A 21,008-nucleotide genomic window follows, 5' to 3' on the forward strand; every position below is an offset into this window, starting at 1 on the left:
CACTCCTTACCACTCTAAATTTGTAGCAGAAATTTTATTGGCATTGATTTGATTATGGAGTACTTCTCCATCGCGAAGTTTAATAATGTGATCTGCCATGTTTTTGATTGCTTCGTTATGTGTGACCATAATTACAGTATTACCATATTTTATATTGACGTCTTCAATTAATTTTAATATTTCTTTTGAGGTATTATAATCTAATGCTCCGGTTGGTTCATCACAGAGTAATATATCCGGATTTTTGACGATTGCCCGACCGATAGAAACTCGTTGCTGCTGTCCTCCGGAAAGTTGATTTGGAAGCTTAAATCTATGCTCATAAAGCCCCAACGTATTAAGAAGTTCGTCAATATCTAATGGATTATCTGACAGATATGCTCCAACTTCAATATTTTCTTTTACGTTTAAATTTCCAATCAGATTGTACATTTGAAAGACATATCCCAGATGTTTTCTGCGGTATTGTGTCAGTTTACTTTCTCCGAGTGTTTCTAATTTGTCACCATTTATAGATATATAACCTGAATCGGCACTGTCTATTCCACCGATAATATTAAGCAGGGTGGATTTTCCGGAACCGGAAGGTCCAAGAAGTACACAAAATTCACCTTTGGCTATGGAAAAATTCATTCCACGCAGTACCTCCTGACGAGTTTCACCACTTCCGAATCCCTTTTTTAAATCTACAATTTCTAAAAATTTTCTTTCTTTTTCTGACATAGTAGCTCCTTTCTTTTGATGACCATAGGGGAATGGTTCTGAGGGTATCAGATTTATAATTTTTTGGTTAGTTGCAACTAATCTTTTTCTTTATTATAACAAATACTTTTATAATTACAAGCGATAAGCAGATGAAATTAATCAGATAAAGAAAGAACTTGACAAAAACCAAGAAGGTGAGATAGAATAAAAAACATGAATAAATTATAATGTAGAAAATAGCAATGAGAAGGAATAGTAAGGATTTGGAAGTGTTAAGAGAACTGTCGGTTGGTGCAAGGCAGTAACGGAAAGATTCTGAACTCACCTTTGAGCTCCTTAGATGAACGGGCGTAAGCAGTAGTTTAAGGCGGGTATTCCCGTTATAGAAGAATGAGTGTGTAAGATAGATGATATCTATTTTACAAAATAGAGTGGTACCGCGGATATTTGCTCTTCGTCTCTATCAGGAAATCTACCGATATGTCAGATACCTGATGAAGACGAAGAGTTTTTTTGTATTATGGAAAGTTTGAGCCATCGTATAAAAAAATTCCGGTAAAGAGTATAGTTTTGTGTGGATAAAGTTAAATTAGGAGGAATAGGATATGTCAGTACCTTATAATCATAAGGAAGTAGAGAAAAAATGGAGAACTTATTGGGAAGAACATCCTGTCAATGTAGATGATGGGAAGAAACCAAAATATTACTGTTTAGATATGTTCCCTTATCCATCTGGTAACGGACTCCATGTTGGTCACTGGAGGGGTTATGTAATCAGTGACGTTTGGAGTCGTTATAAAATGTTAAAGGGTTACTATTTGATTCATCCAATGGGATGGGATGCGTTTGGACTTCCAGCAGAGAATTATGCAATTAAGATGGGAGTTCATCCTGCAAAATCAACAGCAGCCAATATTGCTAATATTAAACGTCAGATTAACGAGATTGAGGCAATCTATGACTGGGATATGGAAGTAAATACAACAGACCCAGAATTTTACAAATGGACCCAATGGATTTTTGTAAAAATGTTTAAAGCCGGTCTTGCTTATGAAAAAGAAATGCCAATTAACTGGTGTCCATCTTGTAAAACTGGTCTTGCGAATGAAGAAGTTGTCAATGGAACATGTGAACGCTGTGGGGCAGATGTTACAAAGAAAAATTTAAAACAGTGGATGTTAAAAATTACAGAATATGCAGACCGTCTTTTAGACGATTTGGATAAATTAGACTGGCCGGAAAAAGTAAAGAAGATGCAGGCAGACTGGATTGGTAAGTCTTATGGTGCAGAAGTAAACTTTAAAGTAGATGGTCTGGATGAAGAAATTACAGTATATACAACAAGACCAGACACATTACACGGGGCTACATTTATGGTATTAGCGCCAGAACACAAGATGGCGAAAGAATTAGCTACAGAAGAAACAAGAGAAGCAGTAGAAAAATATATTTATGAAGCTTCCATGAAATCAAATGTAGACCGTTTACAGGATAAGGAAAAAACAGGTGTGTTTACAGGAAGCTATGCGATAAATCCAATTAATGGGAAAAAGATACCAATCTGGTTATCTGATTATGTATTAGCAGACTATGGTACAGGTGCAATTATGTGCGTACCTGCTCATGATGACAGAGATTTTGAATTTGCAACAAAATTTAATATTCCAATTATTCAAGTAATTGCAAAAGATGGAAAAGAAATTGAAAATATGACAGAAGCTTATACAGAAGCATCTGGAACAATGATTAATTCTGGTGAATGGAATGGTATGGAATCTGCTGTACTCAAAAAAGAAGCTCCTGTTATGATTGAAAAAATGGGAATTGGAAAGAAAACAACAAATTATAAACTTCGTGACTGGGTATTCTCCAGACAGCGTTACTGGGGAGAGCCAATCCCTATTGTTCATTGTGAGCATTGTGGCTGTGTTCCGGTACCGGAGGAAGAACTTCCACTTCTTTTACCGGAAGTAGAAAGCTATCAGCCAACAGGAACGGGAGAATCTCCACTTGCTGATATTGATGAATGGGTAAACACAACTTGTCCAAAATGTGGTGCTAAAGCAAAGAGAGAAACAAATACAATGCCTCAGTGGGCAGGTTCTTCTTGGTATTTCTTACGTTATGTTGATAATAAGAATAAAGAAGCTTTAGTTTCCAAAGAAAAAGCAGAAAAATATCTTCCGGTTGATATGTATATCGGAGGAGTAGAGCATGCAGTACTTCACTTATTATATTCCAGATTTTATACGAAATTTTTACATGATATCGGTGTAGTAGATTTTGATGAACCATTTGTTAAGTTGTTTAATCAGGGTATGATTACCGGTAAAAATGGAATTAAGATGAGTAAATCCAAAGGAAATGTTGTTTCTCCTGATGATTTAGTAAGAGATTATGGCTGTGATTCCCTTCGTCTTTATGAATTATTTGTAGGTCCACCGGAATTAGATTCAGAATGGGATGACCGAGGAATTGATGGAGTGTATCGTTTCTTAAACCGTTTCTGGAATCTTGTACAAGATAGTGCAGATGCAAATGTAGCGGAAACAAAAGAAATGGTTAAGCTTCGTAATAAGATGGTATATGATATTACAACTCGTCTGGAAAGCTTTAGCTTAAATACAGTTATCAGTGGATTTATGGAATATAATAATAAATTTATTGATTTAGCAAAGAAAACAGGTGGAATTGATAAAGAAACAATGGGTACAGCTGTTATTTTACTTGCACCATTTGCGCCTCATGTGGCAGCCGAACTTTGGGAAGCATTAGGTCATACAGATGGTGTGTTTGAGCAAAAATGGCCGGAATATGATGAAGCGGCAATGAAAGATGATGAGATTGAAATTGCAGTTCAGATTAACGGTAAAACAAAAACAACAATTGAAATTTCTACAGAAATGGAAAAAGATGCTGTATTAACAGCAGCGAAAGCGGCATTAGGTGATAAACTTTCGGGAACAATAGTAAAAGAAATTTATGTTCCAGGAAGAATCGTAAATATTGTGCAAAAATAGGCAGTGCGAATAAAATAAGAGGTAGAACTCCGTATGCTTGTATACTGGGAGGACTACCTCTTGTTTTATTCATAGGGCGTATGCCCGTCAAGCGAACGAGCTTGTCTCGAGAGCTTGAGAAGCACTGGCGTAGTAAACCGCGAAAATAATTAGTAACTTAAGACAGATGAAAAAGGTGTGTTGCAATCTGAAAATAAATTAAAATAGAACCTGTATCGACTAAAGTTGTAATTAAAGGGGTAGACATAATAGCAGGATCCATTTTACATTTGGTAGCCAGCATAGGCAAAAGACAGCCAACCAGTTTTGCCATAATAACAGTACAAACTAAAGAGAGAGAGATTAATAATGCAAGCATTGGATTTTTATACATGATTAAAATTCTCAGTCCATTTACAATTGAGAGAACGATGCTGACAACGAGTGCAACCCGTAATTCCTTGAACATTACTTTGAATACTTGATTTAATTTTATTTCATCAACGGCAAGTCCGCGGATAATTAAAGTTGAACTTTGGGAACCACAGTTCCCGCCTGTATCCATAAGCATTGGAATAAAAGAAACCAAGATTGGTATTGCAGAAAATGCGTCTTCGTAGCGGGTGATAATTGTGCCGGTAATTGTGGCAGAAAGCATTAAAACAAGGAGCCATAAAATCCGGTGTTTTGCATGATCGAACACGGATGTACCAAAATAGCTGTCTTCATTTGGAGTCATACCAGACATAATAGAAATATCCTCATCAACTTCGTCCTGTAAAACATTGATTGCATCGTCATAGGTAATAATACCAACCATACAATGTTCTGTATCTACAACAGGGATTGCCATAAAGCCGTATTTTTGGAATAATTTTGCCACGTCTTCCTGGTCATCAAAGGTATTAGCATAGATAATATTTGTTTCCATAATCGATTCAATCAGAGAATCATCGCTGGAAGTTAACAAATCCTTTGCTGAAACAATACCGATTAATTTTTTTTGTTCGATAACGTAGCAAGTATATACGGTTTCTTTTTCGACTCCGATTGATTTTATTTTATGAATTGCTTCACCAACCGTCATTTCCTTTTTAAAGTCTACATATTCAACCGTCATGATACTTCCTGCACTATCCTTTGGATAAGCTAATAAAGTATTAATCTGGCTTCTTGTTTCTTTGTCTGTAATGCTTAAAATATGTTCTACAACGTTGGCAGGCATTTCTTCAAGAAAGTCAACTGCATCGTCCAAAAACATATCATCAATAATTTCTTTTAACTCCTTTTCTGTAAATGCTTTGATTAATGTTTCTTGCATTTTTGAGTTCATGTAAGAAAAGGTTAAAGCTGCCTCCTGTTTGTTAATCAGACGAAAGATTTTGACCATGTCTTTCTCGTCCAATTCTTCCAATAATGCAGCTAAATCCACTTCGTTTAAGGCAGAAAGAATATCTTTAATCTGAGCATACTTTTTTTCTGCAAGTAATTTTTCAATGATTTTTTTTGTCATGAATTTTGCCTCCTATATTTAATTTTTAGAAAGCAAAATATAGAACAGCCCGGTGAAAGCTGGGTCTGGGGTGTTCTATATTTTGCGGATGACTACCGTCAGGAACCATAACTTTCACCGTCCTTTCTTATATGATAATTGAAGAATGTTTCCTAACAAGTGATATAAAAATGAAATAAAAACACGCAGAAAAAAATCGGCGTGTGAATGAGTTTTCGTTCAAGCTTCAACTTCACAGGGCGATGAAATTACGTTATTCTATGCCTTGTGTTCGACATAGACTGTTAACCTGCTCATAGTGTCTCCACTAATCTGCGGCAGTAACCCTTGGTATAGAACCGTATCCCTTGTGTTAGCCTCACCTACCGAATTATTTAATTCTTTTTTAGTATAGAGTCTTTATATGGAAAAGTCAAGTATTTCGATTTTATTCTTTTACACCTTATTTTTTTGTAGTAAAATAGAAAGGAAATACGTTAGTAATATAGACGGTCAAATATCATGTGACATGATAGGAGGACAGAAAAACATGATGGCATTAATGTCTGTCTTGGACACGGAAGAGGAACAAGACAAGTTTACATATATATATGAAAATTATAAATATTTTATGTGGTATCTTGCAAATGAGATTTTACAGGATGCTCATTTAGCAGAAGATGCAGTGCAGGATTCGTTTCTTGTGCTTACAAGACATATGAACAAAATTGAGGATGTAAAAAGTCCGAAAACAAAGAAATTTCTGGCAACAGTTGTAAAAAGTAAAGCAATTGATATTTTAAGAAAGCGAAAAGGAAAAACAGATGAATCTTTAGAAGAGAATGAAAATGTAATTAGCCTTGCTTCTGAAGATATGTTGGAACAGTATATAGAACATGACTCTTATGAACACCTACTTTCCTGTATTCGGAGGCTGGATGATATTTACAAGGTTGTATTTGAGTATAAATATATTCATGGGTTATCGGATAAGGAGATTGCTTCTGTTTTGGGAGTAACGCCAAAGACTGTGAATGTAAGGATTTTTCGGGCAAGAAAAAAATTGCAGAGCATGCTTAGGAAGGAGGAAAGAAAAAATGGATAAGAATGACAAAAATGAACGTTTGAGAAAAGCATTAGAGGAATGTTTAAATGAAGAAATTCGGATGGTTCCTCCGAAAAGAGAATTAGAACGAAGACATGAATTTAGCAGGTCATTTGAAAAAAATATGCAAAAGATGACTAAGAAACGCAAAAAAAAGAAAGCAGTATCATTATTTATAAAAATTGCTGCCTGCCTGTTTTTGTTTTTTGTAGTACGAATTGTAGGGGATTCCTTTTATGTAAAAGAAAAAACGAATTTTGACAATTCTGTTTTAGATAAGGATTCAGTAACACAGGAAAGGCAAAATAATGGTCAGACACATATAGAGATTGCAGAAAAGAATCAGACAAAAGAGGGGGAAATTTACTCGCCAGGGGGGCAGAAAGAACAAGATAGTTTGAAACAATATAATCAGATTGAAGAACAAAATGGAACCTCAAAAAAGAATGAAAAAACAAAAGATGACAAACAGGACACAAATGAACTTGAAGACGAAGGGGAAGAGGAAGAAAACGAGAGTTCAGATGAAAATATAATTTCTAATGCTTCTGTAAAGGACAAGGAAGAACAGGAGATTGTGAGTCAGCTGGTATCAGCTGTTTTAGATGGTGAGACAGCAAAGATTACTGTTCATATAGAGAATAAGACAGAAGATACAATTTCCTGTGTGAACGAGAATAAGTTACAAGTATTGGAGGATGGAAGCTGGATATCGGTAGAAGCTCCGGATGGAACAATAAGCAATGAAGAAAAGGAAATTGTACCGGGGGAGGTTTATCAGGATGAAACTGTTATAACAGGGTATGACTTGGAAAGCGGAAAGCAATATAAGATGTTTATTGCGGTTGGTGGTGAACAAAAGGAGATAGTATTTGGACTATAATGGAAAGCAATGGGAGTTTATCAATTTACTTGAAAAAATTTGTATTTTAAGTATAATATATGAAATGTAAAAGGAAAAAAGGATTGATTTTTTCTAGTCGTTAATTGTTTATGAGGAGAAAAGAAAATGAGAAAATTATATCTTATTGTGATGATTTTATCTCTTGCATTAGTAGGATGTAGTGGACAAAAATCAGAAGAAGTGGTTCATACCGTAGAAAATGAACCAACGAAAACACCAGAACAAGAAAAGGAAGAACCGACGGCGACGCCGGAAGCAGAACCGACCCCATCAGCAACTCCATCTGTAGTTACAGATGATGCAGCTATTTTAGGTATGGCAGAAGACATTTTAAGTAATATGACATTAGAAGAAAAAATAGGTCAGATGTTTATGGTAAATTTGGAATTGTTAGATAATTCGGAAGGAAAATATTACGAACATAAAAAATTTACCAAAGAAATGAAAAAGAGTTTGGAAAAGTATCCAATTGGCGGAGTAACTTTTTTTGCAAGAAATATTGCAACCAGACCACAGACAACAAAATTAATTGAAAAACTTCAAGAAAATTCAAAAGTACCGCTTTTTATTTCTGTTGACGAAGAAGGCGGAGATGTTGCGAGAATTGCAAATAATGATAATATGCGGACAACAAAATTTCCTTCGATGGAAGAGGTTGGGAAATTAGAAGACAAAGAGTATGCTTATAATATGGGTTCAACGATTGCCTCTGAAATAAAAGAACTTGGATTTAATCTTGACTTTGCACCTGTAGCAGATGTGAAGACGAATATATTAAATACAGAAATTGGAAACCGCTCTTTTGGAGATGATCCGAATCTTGTTTCTGATATGGTAACAAAAGTAGTTGAAGGAATACAAGATCAGGGGGTCAGTGCAACATTAAAACATTTCCCTGGGCATGGAGATGTATCCAAAGATTCTCATGAGGGTGCAGTAAATGTAGATAATGATGTCAATCGGTTAAGAAAGGTGGAATTTAAGCCATTTGAGGCAGGAATTAGGGCAGGCGTTGACTTGATTATGGTATCCCATATTTCCATTAGCAGAGTGACAGAATCGACAGAACCTGCTTCTTTAAGTGCTCTTGTGATGAAGGAAATGCTCCGTACGGAGATGGGATTTGAAGGTGTTATTATTACAGATGCCATGAATATGAAAGCAATAACAGACTTCTATGATTCAGGACAAGCCGCAGTGAAAGCGATTAAAGCAGGGGTAGATATTGTTTTGATGCCGGATGAGTTGGACAAAGCATACGAAGCAGTATTAGAAGCAGTAGAGGAAGGAAAAATCAAAGAAAGCAGGATTGATGAAAGTGTAAAAAGAATTTTAGAACTTAAAATACGAAGAGGTCTTATTTTGTCAGATACAGACTTGATTCCGACTGCAAAAGAGCGTTGAGGTTATAGATAAAATTAGAAAAATTAATAAGTAAACCTATTGCAAAATTCACGGTTAAGTTTTTATAATGTAGGTGCAGACAAGATGCAATACAGAAAGGAAAAGGTGTCAGACGTGGAAAAATTAGATTTACTTTATGAAGGAAAAGCTAAGAAAGTTTTTAAAACAGATGTGGAAGATGTATACATTGTAGATTACAAAGATGATGCAACTGCATTTAATGGTGAGAAAAAAGGAACCATTGCAGGAAAAGGTGTTATCAATAACCGTATGACCAATTATTTATTCCAGATGTTAGAAAAAGAAGGCATTCCTACTCACTTTGTGGAAGAATTAAGTGACAGAGAAACCGCAGTGAAAAAAGTTGAAATTGTTCCATTAGAAGTTATCATCCGTAATGTAGCAGCAGGCAGTTTTTCAAAACGGTTGGGAATTGAAGAAGGAACAAAGCTAATAGCACCTACCTTAGAGTTCAGTTATAAAGATGACGAACTAGGAGACCCATTAATTAATGACTATCATGCAATTGCGATTGGAGCTGCAACGAGAGAAGAAATTGACCGTATTACAGAATTAGTTTTTAAGGTTAATGATTTCTTATGTAAGTTCTTTGCAGAATGTGGAATTGAACTAATTGATTTTAAAGTAGAATTTGGTCGCTATAATGGAGAAATCATTTTAGCAGATGAGATTTCTCCGGATACATGCAGATTTTGGGATATCAAGACACATGAAAAATTGGACAAAGATCGTTTCAGAAGAGATCTTGGTGGTGTCGAAGATGCTTATATTGAAGTGGCAAGAAGAATTGGATTAATAAAGGAATAGATACAAGTAAGTACAGATAGAGTAAGTACGGACAAAGGCAGTTTGAATAAAGACAGAAGATGTCCAAGGACTTCATATAGATAACGATATCTATAGATATGGAGTTTTTGGACATTATTCAATCAATTTAGAGGAAAAAAGAGAGGATTAGCATGAAAGAAAATATCAGCACAACAATAGAGAGTGGGCTGCATGAGGAATGTGGTGTATTTGGTGCATATGATGTAGACGGAGAGAGTAATGTGGCTGCCTCTATTTATTATGGACTATTTGCACTACAGCATAGAGGCCAGGAAAGCTGTGGTATTGCAGTCAGTGATACAAATGGACCAAAGGGGATTGTAAACTCTTGTAAAGGTATGGGACTTGTAAATGAGGTCTTTAATGAAAAAAATATGGCTACTTTAAATGGAAATATTGGAGTTGGTCATGTCAGATATTCTACAGCCGGAGCAAGCAGTATTGAAAATACTCAGCCGTTAGTGCTTAACTATGTAAAGGGTACATTGGCGATGGCGCATAATGGAAATCTGGTTAATGCACCGGAATTAAAAGAGGAACTTTCTTATACAGGAGCTATTTTTCAGACGACAATTGATTCAGAAGTAATTGCATATCATATTGCAAGGGAACGTCTTAAAACACCTACTGTTGAAGCAGCAGTTAGAAATGCGATGAAAAAGATCAAAGGAGCCTATTCTCTTGTTGTTATGAGTCCGAGAAAATTAATTGGTGCGAGAGATCCGTTTGGTTTTCGGCCATTGTGTATTGGAAAGCGGGATAATACATATTTTCTTGCATCGGAAACTTGTGCATTAGATGCAGTTAATGCAGAGTTTGTTCGGGATGTACTTCCAGGGGAAGTAGTAACGATTGACAAGGAAGGAATTCGATCCGATACAACATTATGTCAGAAGGAATCGGCAAAATGTATTTTTGAATATATTTACTTTGCAAGACCGGACAGTTATGTGGATGGAATCAGTGTATATAATTCCAGAATTATGGCAGGTAAAATATTGGCACAAACCCATCCGGTGGATGCGGATATTGTTGTCGGAGTACCGGATTCGGGAACTATGGCGGCTCTTGGATTTTCGGAAGAGTCTGGAATTCCATATGGAGTTGCATTTGTAAAAAATAGTTATGTAGGAAGAACTTTTATAAAACCAAAACAATCTGTTCGTGAATCTTCAGTACGAATTAAGTTAAATGTGTTAAAGGAAGTAGTACAGGGAAAACGAGTTGTTATGATTGATGATTCGATTGTCAGGGGAACAACAAGTGAGCGGATTGTAAGAATGTTAAAAAATGCAGGGGCGACAGAAGTGCATGTAAGAATTAGTTCTCCACCATTCTTATATCCATGTTATTTTGGAACTGATGTTCCGTCCTGTGATCAGTTGATTGCACATAACAATACAATTGAAGAAATTCGAAATGTGCTAGGTGCGGATTCATTAGGGTATCTGGAAGTCAGCCGTTTAAATGAGCTGATTAATGGCGAATGTGGTTACTGTGATGCCTGCTTTACAGGAAAGTATCCGGTAGAACCTCCAAAAGAAGACATTCGTGGGGAGTTTGAAAAGTAATTTCTGAAAGCAAATATTTGTATTTGTAAGAGATGTTTATTATAATAGAAAGTAGTGTTTTATGGAAGACACGAAAAAAGAAATGAAAAGGAAAGGAAAAGAACTCTGATACAGAAAAAATGTGAGGAGTACTAAGGTATAAAAGATGAATGATCGATATGTAAGCCCTTTATCAGAACGTTATGCAAGTAGGGAAATGCAGTATATTTTTTCACCTGATATGAAATTCCGTACATGGAGAAAATTATGGATTGCTTTGGCAGAAGCGGAGCATGAATTGGGATTAAATATCACAAAAGAGCAGATTGAGGAATTAAAAGTTCATAAAGATGATATAAATTATGAAGTAGCAAAAGAACGGGAAGCAGTAGTACGTCATGATGTTATGTCCCATGTATATGCGTATGGTGTTCAGTGTCCTAATGCAAAGGGAATTATTCATCTTGGTGCTACTTCCTGTTATGTTGGTGATAATACAGACATTATTGTAATGACGGAAGCACTTCGTCTTGTAAAGAAAAAATTAGTAAACGTTATCAATGAGCTTTCTAAATTTGCAATGGAATATCGTGCACTTCCAACATTGGCGTTTACCCATTTTCAACCGGCACAGCCAACAACAATTGGAAAAAGGGCTTCCCTATGGCTGATGGAATTGAAACTTGATTTAGATGATATTGATTATTTAATTGACAGTATGAAACTTCTTGGCTCAAAAGGAACAACAGGTACACAGGCAAGCTTTCTTGAATTATTTGATGGCGATCATGAAAAGGTAAAGAAATTAGACCAGCTGATTGCTGAAAAGATGGGATTTAAAGAATGTTTCCCAGTATCTGGTCAGACTTATTCAAGAAAGATGGATACGAGAGTGCTAAATGTGCTTGCCGGTATTGCAGCAAGTGCACACAAATTTTCCAATGATATTCGTTTGCTTCAGCACTTGAAAGAAGTAGAGGAGCCATTTGAAAAGAATCAGATAGGTTCTTCTGCAATGGCATATAAGAGAAATCCAATGAGAAGTGAAAGAATTGCTTCCTTGGCAAGATATGTTATGATTGATGCGCTAAATCCGGCAATTACATCAGCAACACAATGGTTTGAGCGTACATTGGATGATTCAGCAAACAAGCGTCTTAGCGTGCCGGAGGCATTCCTTGCCATTGATGGCATTTTAGATTTATATTTAAATGTAGTAGATGGTTTAGTTGTGTATCCAAAAGTAATTGAAAAACACCTGATGGCTGAGCTTCCATTTATGGCAACTGAAAATATTATGATGGATGCGGTAAAGGCAGGCGGGGACAGGCAAGAGCTTCATGAAAGAATTCGTACATTATCAATGGAAGCCGGAAGAAATGTGAAAGAAAAAGGTCTTGATAACAATTTACTTGAATTAATTGCGAATGATAAAGCGTTTAATTTGAGTTTGGATGAGTTAAAAAAGACAATGGATCCATCTAAATATACAGGAAGGGCAAAAGAACAGGTGGAAGAATTTATAACTGATGTAATTCGTCCGATATTGGAAGAAAACAAAGAAATGCTTGGGATGACTGCGGAAATTACAGTTTAAACAAAGAAAAGGCTATATCATAAAAAAATATGATATAGCCTTTTGTCTAAAATTTAACAGAACAGAAAAGAAAAATCTGGGTGACTAAAAAATGATTGTTACAAATAGATAAAAAACGAAGAAAAACAATGGGTTTATAAAGAAAAAACAACAATAATAAGGACATATGTCCTTTGTCAAAACTGTGCAAAATGATAACATTATAAATGTGAAAAAAACAAATTATTTGAGAAGAGAGGGAAATGTCTATGAGATTTAAATCAAAACGATTTTGGTCAATGTTGATGTGCATCGTAATGGTTATTACCATGATACCGGTTTACCCAAAAACGGTACAGGCAGCAGTGACAGCTGACGTAACAGCAATTACAGATATTGCTAATTTAGAGAGCGGCGATTATATTATGGTGAACGATAATAATTTCGCTGTTGGTAATTATGATAATGGATATCTTTTATCGAAGGAGATATCTGAAGTGACAAATGATACGTTAGTCGGATTAGGGGAAGCATACATCTGGCATGTCACAAAAAATGGCTCCAATATTAAATTACAGGATGTAAATGAGATTACAATAAAATCAAAAAATCTTGATAATAAGGGGAAACCTGTAAACGGAGTTGAAGAAGATAAAACAGGCGTATTTGAATTCCAAGCTGAGACAACGGATAATGGTACAGGAATTAGAATTTCGTCAGAAGCAAATCAGGTAGTTTTAGCACAAAATACACAGGATACAACAAAGAGATTTCGTTGTTTTAAACAAGGAACAGTTAATGGAAATGCGGCGGGATATCCTAGCACTTTTAAGTTTTATAAAATAACAAATACAAACACACCTGCGCCAGCAGCAAGTGTGGAAAACGGTGTTGTAAAAGAAGGACAAGAAGTTTATCTTAGTCCGAAAGACAATGATGAAAATACAAGCATTCTATATAAACAAGTAGATGGCTATAATGCAGAACAGCCGGCAAAGGATACATTTACACAATATGTAAGCGGATCAGCAATTAAAGTAGAAAAAAATTGTACGATTTTTGCATATGCGAAAAAAGACGGTTTCGATGACAGTAAAATTGTAGCATTTAAATATTCTTTAAACCAGGAGCTTGAAGGCGGTACATATTTTATTTATCATAATGCATCTAAAAGTGTTATGAAATATTTGTTAGAAAAAGGAGCTGCCGGTGGAGTAGCAGGAGTATTAGGCTCTGATGGTAAAATTACATTCGGAAGTGATACCAATAATGGAAACGGTGCGGCTGTATATGATATCACAAAACAAGGCGACGGAAGTTATGTTATTTCATGCGGAGATAAATATTTAACAAGTGATTCTAGCAGTTTATGGTTAGCTGATACGGCAACAGATACAGAAAATGCAGGAAGCTACTGGGAAATTGAATATACACCTGACTTTGGCGGTGGATATACGATTAAAAATAAAACAGTTACATTTGGTGGAAAACCACTATATTTAGAATACTATAAGGGATTTAAGATTTATAGTATGAAGCAGTTAAGTGCAGATTTTGTATTAAAATTTGCAGATGCAAGTGGGATTCAACATGATAATGGTTATGTTGGTACAAGACCTGTACAGGTTGATAAACCAATTGCAAAAGGAAAGTATTTTATTTACAGCAAAAAAGCAGAAGGTGTTATGAAATATGAAGTAACGGGTGGTAAAGCCGGTGCAGTAAAAGCAGCGGTTGGAGAAGACAATGTACCTGTATTTGCTTCTGACACAAAAAATGGAGAAGGTTCAGGTTACTATTACATAGAAGAAGTAGCTGGTCAAAAAGATGTTTATACAATTAAGTGTGGTAATGATTATCTAAGCGCAGATAAGGATAAAAATTTATATTTAACAGATACACCGGTTGAAACAAGTTCAAATGGTAGCTACTGGGAAGTGAAGTATAGACAAGAATTTGACGCTTATACGATTAAGAGCACAACGGTTTCCAGTTTATATTTAGAATATTATCCATCAAATGGATTCTGTTTATATGGATTAAATGGTGATTTAACAGATATTTATACATTTAACTTTTTAAGTGCAGAGAATATTAAGGACGATGATAACGATGGTTATCTTGGTAAAAAACCAGAGACTCCGGTAGCACCAGTTGGTGGAAAATCTTATGTTATTTATAATGAAAGTGGTTCTGCCGTATTTGGACCACAGGCAAGAATTGATGAAGGAGATAAGCGTTCTTTAGATCAGGCAAAAGCAGCAAAACAAGAAGATGGTACACTTAAGGTTGCAAATGGTGGACTGATTTTTAATGTAACAGAAAAAAATGGTCTCTATCGTTTTGAAAACAATGGAAAATATTTAGCTTCAAATTCAGAAGAAGAATTGTTCCTTATTGCACCAGGAGAAGATAAGTACGATGAGGGAATGACAGAATGGAAGCTTGATGCTGGCCTTGGTGGATTTGTAATAAATAATAACAAGGCAAAATGGAATAGTGCGGTGATTTGCGTTGAATATTTTTCAGGTGGTTTTGCAGGTTATAGTTACAAAGCAACCTCTCCTGAGATTTTCCAGTTTAATTTTTATGAACAAGAAGATACATATGGAATAGGTTATGTAATTGCTCCAGAAGTTATATTCAATACAAAGGACGATGCAAATCTAGGTTTGGATTATCGCATGAAATTTACATTGGATGATTTAGGAGAAATTCAAACGGTAAAAGCAACAGTAACTTTTGAAGATGGAACAAATAAGAATTATGATGTAACAAGGGAAGATTATAATGGTGAATTTACAATTCCTAAGAAAGATTTAAATGGTCATACTTCTTTTACTGCAAAAGTAGATGTTACAAGTAAACAAACAGAAACGGTAACGGTACCTTATAGTGGAACGAAAAAAGTAATGATTCAGGATGAACCGGTCGTTGTAGCAGTTTCTCCATCAGCAAATGCAGAAACAGGAGAAAATAAACGACCAAATATTGAAATTACTTATGCAAACATTGGAGAAAATGCAAAAGCACAGCTTAATTTAAATGGGGAAGAAGTTGCATTGAAACAAAATGTAGCAGACAACAAATATGTGTATACACCAACTACAGATTTGTATGATGGAAAATGCACAGCAACCGTAACAATTACAAGAGCAGATAAGAAGAGTGTTGTAAAGACATGGAGCTTCTATATTGGTTCAGCAGGTGTTCACCCATACTTTGGACAAATTCATGCACATACAGCAGAGTATTCTGATGGTTCTGGTACATTAGCCCAGGCATATGAATATGCAATGAATAAAGCAAAGGATACGGATTACTTAATTGTAACCGACCACTCAAACTATTTTGATACAACAGCAACATCAGTCAAAGACAGTATTTATGATGATGCTTCAAGTTCACTTACAAAAAGTGAAAAAAATCCAAGTTTAAATAAGTGGCAGGAAGCGAAAGCAACAGCAAAACAATACGATGAAATGGACAAAGATTTTGTTGCTGGTTATGGTTATGAAATGACATGGTCAGGCGGACCTGGACATATTAATGTATTTAACTCAAAGGGAATTGTTTCAAGAAATAATGCAGAATTAAATGATAAGAAAAATAATGCAGGAATGTTTGCATTTTATGACCTTGTTGTAGATGCCAATAAAAAAGGTGCAACTGCGACAGGAAATGGAACAATTAGTGCTCAATTTAATCATCCTGGTCCTACATTTGGAACATTTGATGACTTTGCCGGATATACACCGGAACGTGATGAAATTATGAATCTGATTGAAGTAGGAAATGGTGATGGCGCAGTCGGAAGTACAGCATATTTCCCAAGCTATCAATATTATGATATGTGTCTTAGCATGGGCTGGCACGTTGCTCCTACAAATGGTCAGGATAACCATAAAGGTGGCTGGGGTGACATTAATACAATGAGAACGGTTGTACTTGCCGATTCCTTTACAGAAGACGGAATCTATGAGGCAATGAATGCAAGACACGTTTATTCCACAGAAGATCAAAATCTTTCTGTTATCTACCACTTAGGAGATACATTACAAGGTGGAATTATTGATGATTATAACAACGACAAAGTTTCTATTTCTGTTACTGTTTCCGACAAAGATGTAGAAAAAGTTGGAACTGTTTATGTAATTGGAGAAAATGGAAAAGAACTTTACAAATCCGATTATATTGATGGCAATACAGCAGATTTAAGCTTTGATCTTGATAATACTTCTGCTTATTACTATGTAAAAGTAGTGCAAGGTGACGGAGATATTGCTGTAACAGCACCAGTTTGGGTTTCAGAAGTAAACAAAGAAAAAGTAACTGCAGATGTTACCGTAGATGGAGAAGGTTACCCTGTAGAAAAACAAAACGCAACATTAAATATTACATTAGCAAATAAGGAAGAAGAAGCAATTTCTGTAAATAGTTATAAAGTAACTGTTGATGGAAATGAAGTTGCAAACAAAGAAGTAGCGCAAAAAGTAGAAGCTGGAGAAACATGGAAAGATACAATGACATGGAAACCGGAAAATTATGGGGAACATGAAGTTATTGTAACTTATATTGTAACTGTAGGCGGCGAACAGAAAACAATTACAAAGAAAAAAGGAATTTATGTGGCCGGTGAAGATTATAATAAGGTTGTTTCTGTTAAGACAGCAAAAGCCGGAAAAGAAAATGAAGAATTTACAATTGAGGGTTATGTAACTGCAAATGCATCTGGTTATGACAAAAATACAGCATTCTTTGATTGTATTTATGTACAGGATGGAACAGCAGGAATTAATGTATTCCCTGTATCTGGCAATTACCAAGTTGGTCAAAAAGTAAAATTGCATGGTGGAATTACATATTACAATGGAGAAATGGAACTGAATGTATCTCCTGATACTTATGGTGGCTATGTAGAAATTACAGATAAAACAATTTCTAAAGTAGAACCAAAAAATGTAAGCTGTGCAGAGGCTATGTCAGATGAAAATATCGGATTACTAATGAAAGTAACTGGTACAGTAACACGTGTTCATGAAGTATCTGGTACAATTGACAGAATTTATGTTACAGATAATAACGGAAAAACAGCCTGTGTTTATATTAATGGATATATTTGGAACTCTATTTCAAAAGATAGTAACTTTGGCAAAGCAGGAAAGGCAGTTAAGGTTGGAGATAAAATAACGGCTGTTGGACTTGGATCTGTAGACGTAGATGAATTAGGTGAAGTGGAATATTTACACAGATTACGTGTTCGTGATCGTGCGGAAATTGAATTTATTAATTCTTCTGGATCCGATAGTTTTCCAAACTTAGATGAAAAAGAAGAAGAAAAGAAACCGGAAGATTCTAAACCAACAGAACAACCAGAAGATACAAAATCAGAAATTCCTAAAAAATTAAAGGATGTAAAAACAACAATCTCAACAAAGGCAGTTACAAATGTAACAGAAAAAGACGGTTTTTACTATAACAAAGATGGTAAAAAAGTAACCAATGCAATTGTAACAACAAAAGAGGGAACACGTTACATTTTAGACAAATCGGGAGAAAAGATTGTTGCTTCCATGATAACAGCAAAAAATGGAACAAAGTATATTACAGATAATGCCGGTGCAGTTGTTACAGGAACGATTGTAGTTGCAAATAGTAAGAGATACTATACAACAAAATCAACAGGAAAAGTTGTTACAGATCAAATTATTACTGTGAAGAATAACAAATACGTAGCAACAAAATCCGGAGCATTTGTGCAAGGCAAGATTGTAACAAAGGATAAAGCAAAATACTATTGTACAAAGGGGACCGGTAAAGTTGTAGTAAACAAAGTATTTAAATTTAACAAGAAAACATATGTTGCTACAAAGAGTGGAAAACTTGCTTGCAGTAAGTGGATTACGATGGGTGAGAAACAATATTATTGTGACAAGAATGGAGTTGTTACAAAAACAAGAGATAAGGCAAAATCGAAAACAAAATAAGATTTTAGAAAAAAGGATATCGGAATATGAAAAAAAATAGGTTTCTTTCTTGGTTGAAAGAAAACTGGCTTACAGTTGCTGTGCTATGTATTTGCACAGCACTGTTTGCTGTTATGTACAGTTACGCAAATAGTCAGTTTGAAGAAACAGTAGCATTGTCAAAACAAAATTCATATCGTGTGTATGAAAAAGCAACCGTATTAAAAATTCTTTCGGACGATTCTGAACAAAGAGAAGAATTTGAAAATAAGTATGTAGGAAGTCAGTCACTTCAAGTTAAGATTACTTCAGGAGAATATAAAAATCAAACGATGACAGCAAATAATTATATTGGTGCTCTTTATGGAAGTCGTTTAAAAGTTGGTGATTCGATTATTGTAATTATTGATATCGAACAAAAGGAAGTAAATAATGTTATTGTGTATGAATATAATCGTTCGATACCAATTTTAATTTTAATTTTCTTATTTTTCCTTATTACGATTTGGGTTGGAGGAAAAAAAGGAGCACAATCTTTGATAGGTCTTGTCATTACTATTTTGAGTTTAGTGTTTATTTTAATTCCATTATTAATGATTGGTTTTCCGACATTGCTAACGGTATTTTTAGTATGTGCCTATGTTGCATTATTTAGTTTTACATTACTTGGCGGAGTTACAAAAAAAACAGTATGTGCCATGTTTGGAACGATATTTGGAATTGGTCTTTCCATTGTATTTGGTCTGTTGGCACAAGAAATATTTCGTGTTGATGGTATGAGAATGGGCGATTATGTAGATGCTTTATTACAATTAAAAAAAGCAGGCATGAAAATTCAGTTAAGTGGACTTTTAATTGCTGGAATGATGATTTCTGCACTTGGGGCTGTGATGGATGTGGCAATGAGTATTTCATCTGCATTAAAGGAATTAACAACTGTAAATCCAAATCTTACAAGAAAAGATATTTGGAAATCTGGTATGAATATTGGTCGCGATATGATTGGGACGATGACAAATACACTGATTCTTGCATTTGTTGGAAGCAGTTTTCTTATGGTAATTTATCTTTGGTCACTGGAACTGCCATTTTATGAATTAATTAATTCTTCTTTGATTGCAACGGAAATCATTCATGGCTTAGCAAGCAGTATGGGAATTATACTTTCAGTGCCATTCACTGTTTTAGTTGGAACATGTATTTTTTATCAAAAGAAATAAAGAATCTATAAAATAAAAAAGTCTTTGCCGTAACATCTTTATTTATAAAAACGTATATTAATATCAAAAACGGTGAAAAAATATGATTATTTATGTTGTAAAAAGTGGAGATACGATAACGTCGATTGGGGAAAGATATGGTGTGCCGGTAGAAGAACTGATTGCTTATAATCAATTCGAAAATCCAGAACAGCTTGTTGTTGGACAGACTATTCTGATACCACAGGAGGGCGGGGAACCAAGACGCGAAATAGCGGTAAATGGATATATGTATCCATATATTAATCCGGAAATATTACGGCAAACCCTTCCATACCTTACATTTGGAACTCTGTTTACGTATGGTTTTACCCCAGATGGAACTCTAATTCCTATACCAGATGAGATACCAATTGGAATTATGAAAAGTGGGCAGGTAGAACCATTTCTTTTGCTTTCTACATTGACTACAGAGGGCGTATTTAGTAATAGTCTCGCCCATAGTATGTTGAATGATGAAGAAGCTCAAGATAAACTAATAGAAAATCTTTTAGAAACTATGACAAGCAAGGGGTACTATGGTTTAGATATTGATTTTGAATATGTTTTGCCGGAAGATAAAGAGGCTTATAGTCGTTTTGTGGAAAAAGTTACAGAACGATTAAATCAAGAAGGATTTAAAGTTATGGTTGCACTGGCACCAAAAACATCTGCTGACCAGCCAGGTCTTTTATATGAAAGTCATAATTATGAAAGACTTGGAGCGGCAGCAGACTGGGTGTTGCTAATGACGTATGAGTGGGGTTATACGTATGGACCTCCAATGGCAGTTGCACCAATTAATAAAGTGCGTGAAGTCCTTGACTATGCAGTAACGGAGATTCCACCAGAAAAAATATTTATGGGAATTCCAAACTATGGATATGACTGGACCTTGCCATATATCAGGGGCGAATCAAGAGCAAGATCAATTGGTAATGTAGAGGCAGTGGAGATTGCTGCGAAACATGGTGCTGTGATAGAGTATGATGAAATGGCACAGACTCCTTATTTTTATTATTCAGACGAACTTGGAACAGAACATGTTGTATGGTTTGAAGATGCCAGAAGTATTCAGGCAAAGATGGATTTAATAGAGGAATATGGATTTTATGGAGCCGGATATTGGAATATTATGAAGTTCTTTCCACAGAATTGGCTTGTAGTGGAAAATAACTTTACAGTTAAAAAGATATAATGATATAATACAGGCAAATGAG

The 21,008-nt window shown here is 35.2% G+C and carries 12 protein-coding genes, 1 riboswitch and 1 other annotated feature; of the genes, 10 read left to right on the top strand and 2 right to left on the bottom strand.

The features are described from left to right. Positions 1-6: 6 nt before the first annotated feature. Complete coding sequence (locus FYJ58_RS06320; RefSeq protein WP_154518854.1) at positions 7-723, bottom strand: ABC transporter ATP-binding protein; 717 nt, start codon at positions 721-723, stop codon at positions 7-9. Positions 724-938: 215 nt separating this feature from the next. Next, positions 939-1,170 (top strand) — a binding site (T-box leader). A 140-nt stretch (positions 1,171-1,310) separates the two neighbouring features. On the opposite strand from FYJ58_RS06320, the gene leuS reads away from it, so the two are divergent. Further along, the gene (gene leuS / locus FYJ58_RS06325) at positions 1,311-3,725 is read left to right on the top strand and encodes a leucine--tRNA ligase (protein WP_154518856.1); all 2,415 of its coding nucleotides are present in this window, start codon (positions 1,311-1,313) and stop codon (positions 3,723-3,725) included. Between the two features lie 157 nt (positions 3,726-3,882). Here the strand turns inward: leuS and mgtE are convergent, their stop codons facing one another. Beyond that, a complete protein-coding gene (gene mgtE / locus FYJ58_RS06330; protein ID WP_154518858.1) occupies positions 3,883-5,217 on the bottom strand; it encodes a magnesium transporter in 1,335 nt (444 codons plus the stop codon). A gap of 204 nt (positions 5,218-5,421) precedes the next feature. After that, positions 5,422-5,594: riboswitch (M-box (ykoK) riboswitch) on the bottom strand. 152 nt (positions 5,595-5,746) lie between these two features. Here mgtE and FYJ58_RS06335 point away from each other — a divergent pair. From FYJ58_RS06335 to FYJ58_RS06375, 9 genes are all read left to right on the top strand, one after another. Then, positions 5,747-6,301 (top strand): RNA polymerase sigma factor, encoded by a 555-nt coding sequence (locus FYJ58_RS06335; protein ID WP_205839177.1) that lies wholly within the window; start codon positions 5,747-5,749, stop codon positions 6,299-6,301. Continuing rightward, entirely contained in the window at positions 6,294-7,184 is an 891-nt protein-coding gene (locus FYJ58_RS06340) for an immunoglobulin-like domain-containing protein (RefSeq protein WP_154518862.1), read from the top strand. Before FYJ58_RS06335 ends, FYJ58_RS06340 begins: the two co-directional genes overlap by 8 nt. Positions 7,185-7,310: 126 nt before the next feature. Then, on the top strand, positions 7,311-8,609 hold the full coding sequence (nagZ, locus tag FYJ58_RS06345) for a beta-N-acetylhexosaminidase (protein WP_154518864.1): 1,299 nt from the start codon (positions 7,311-7,313) through the stop codon (positions 8,607-8,609). Between the two features lie 84 nt (positions 8,610-8,693). Further along, positions 8,694-9,437 (top strand): phosphoribosylaminoimidazolesuccinocarboxamide synthase, encoded by a 744-nt coding sequence (purC, locus tag FYJ58_RS06350; protein WP_154518866.1) that lies wholly within the window; start codon positions 8,694-8,696, stop codon positions 9,435-9,437. 152 nt (positions 9,438-9,589) lie between these two features. Further along, complete coding sequence (purF, locus tag FYJ58_RS06355) at positions 9,590-11,029, top strand: amidophosphoribosyltransferase (RefSeq protein ID WP_154518868.1); 1,440 nt, start codon at positions 9,590-9,592, stop codon at positions 11,027-11,029. A 145-nt stretch (positions 11,030-11,174) separates the two neighbouring features. Then, the gene (purB, locus tag FYJ58_RS06360) at positions 11,175-12,605 is read left to right on the top strand and encodes an adenylosuccinate lyase (RefSeq protein WP_154518870.1); all 1,431 of its coding nucleotides are present in this window, start codon (positions 11,175-11,177) and stop codon (positions 12,603-12,605) included. Positions 12,606-12,853: 248 nt separating this feature from the next. After that, positions 12,854-18,571: a hypothetical protein gene (locus FYJ58_RS06365; protein WP_154518872.1), complete on the top strand. Its 5,718-nt coding sequence runs from the start codon at positions 12,854-12,856 to the stop codon at positions 18,569-18,571. A gap of 26 nt (positions 18,572-18,597) precedes the next feature. Continuing rightward, positions 18,598-19,770 (top strand): YibE/F family protein, encoded by a 1,173-nt coding sequence (locus FYJ58_RS06370; protein WP_154518874.1) that lies wholly within the window; start codon positions 18,598-18,600, stop codon positions 19,768-19,770. An 82-nt stretch (positions 19,771-19,852) separates the two neighbouring features. Further along, positions 19,853-20,986 (top strand): glycosyl hydrolase family 18 protein, encoded by a 1,134-nt coding sequence (locus FYJ58_RS06375; protein WP_154518876.1) that lies wholly within the window; start codon positions 19,853-19,855, stop codon positions 20,984-20,986. Positions 20,987-21,008: the final 22 nt, after the last annotated feature.

Source organism: Velocimicrobium porci (genome assembly GCF_009696045.1).
In the GTDB taxonomy this organism is placed as follows: domain Bacteria; phylum Bacillota; class Clostridia; order Lachnospirales; family Lachnospiraceae; genus Velocimicrobium; species Velocimicrobium porci.

What these genes read in the sequence shown, in the direction of transcription:
- FYJ58_RS06320 (WP_154518854.1), bottom strand. Translation starts at nt 723, where the DNA reads ATGTCAGAAAAAGAAAGAAAATTTTTAGAAATTGTAGATTTAAAAAAG.
- leuS (WP_154518856.1), top strand. Translation starts at nt 1,311, where the DNA reads ATGTCAGTACCTTATAATCATAAGGAAGTAGAGAAAAAATGGAGAACT.
- mgtE (WP_154518858.1), bottom strand. Translation starts at nt 5,217, where the DNA reads ATGACAAAAAAAATCATTGAAAAATTACTTGCAGAAAAAAAGTATGCT.
- FYJ58_RS06335 (WP_205839177.1), top strand. Translation starts at nt 5,747, where the DNA reads ATGATGGCATTAATGTCTGTCTTGGACACGGAAGAGGAACAAGACAAG.
- FYJ58_RS06340 (WP_154518862.1), top strand. Translation starts at nt 6,294, where the DNA reads ATGGATAAGAATGACAAAAATGAACGTTTGAGAAAAGCATTAGAGGAA.
- nagZ (WP_154518864.1), top strand. Translation starts at nt 7,311, where the DNA reads ATGAGAAAATTATATCTTATTGTGATGATTTTATCTCTTGCATTAGTA.
- purC (WP_154518866.1), top strand. Translation starts at nt 8,694, where the DNA reads ATGCAATACAGAAAGGAAAAGGTGTCAGACGTGGAAAAATTAGATTTA.
- purF (WP_154518868.1), top strand. Translation starts at nt 9,590, where the DNA reads ATGAAAGAAAATATCAGCACAACAATAGAGAGTGGGCTGCATGAGGAA.
- purB (WP_154518870.1), top strand. Translation starts at nt 11,175, where the DNA reads ATGAATGATCGATATGTAAGCCCTTTATCAGAACGTTATGCAAGTAGG.
- FYJ58_RS06365 (WP_154518872.1), top strand. Translation starts at nt 12,854, where the DNA reads ATGAGATTTAAATCAAAACGATTTTGGTCAATGTTGATGTGCATCGTA.
- FYJ58_RS06370 (WP_154518874.1), top strand. Translation starts at nt 18,598, where the DNA reads ATGAAAAAAAATAGGTTTCTTTCTTGGTTGAAAGAAAACTGGCTTACA.
- FYJ58_RS06375 (WP_154518876.1), top strand. Translation starts at nt 19,853, where the DNA reads ATGATTATTTATGTTGTAAAAAGTGGAGATACGATAACGTCGATTGGG.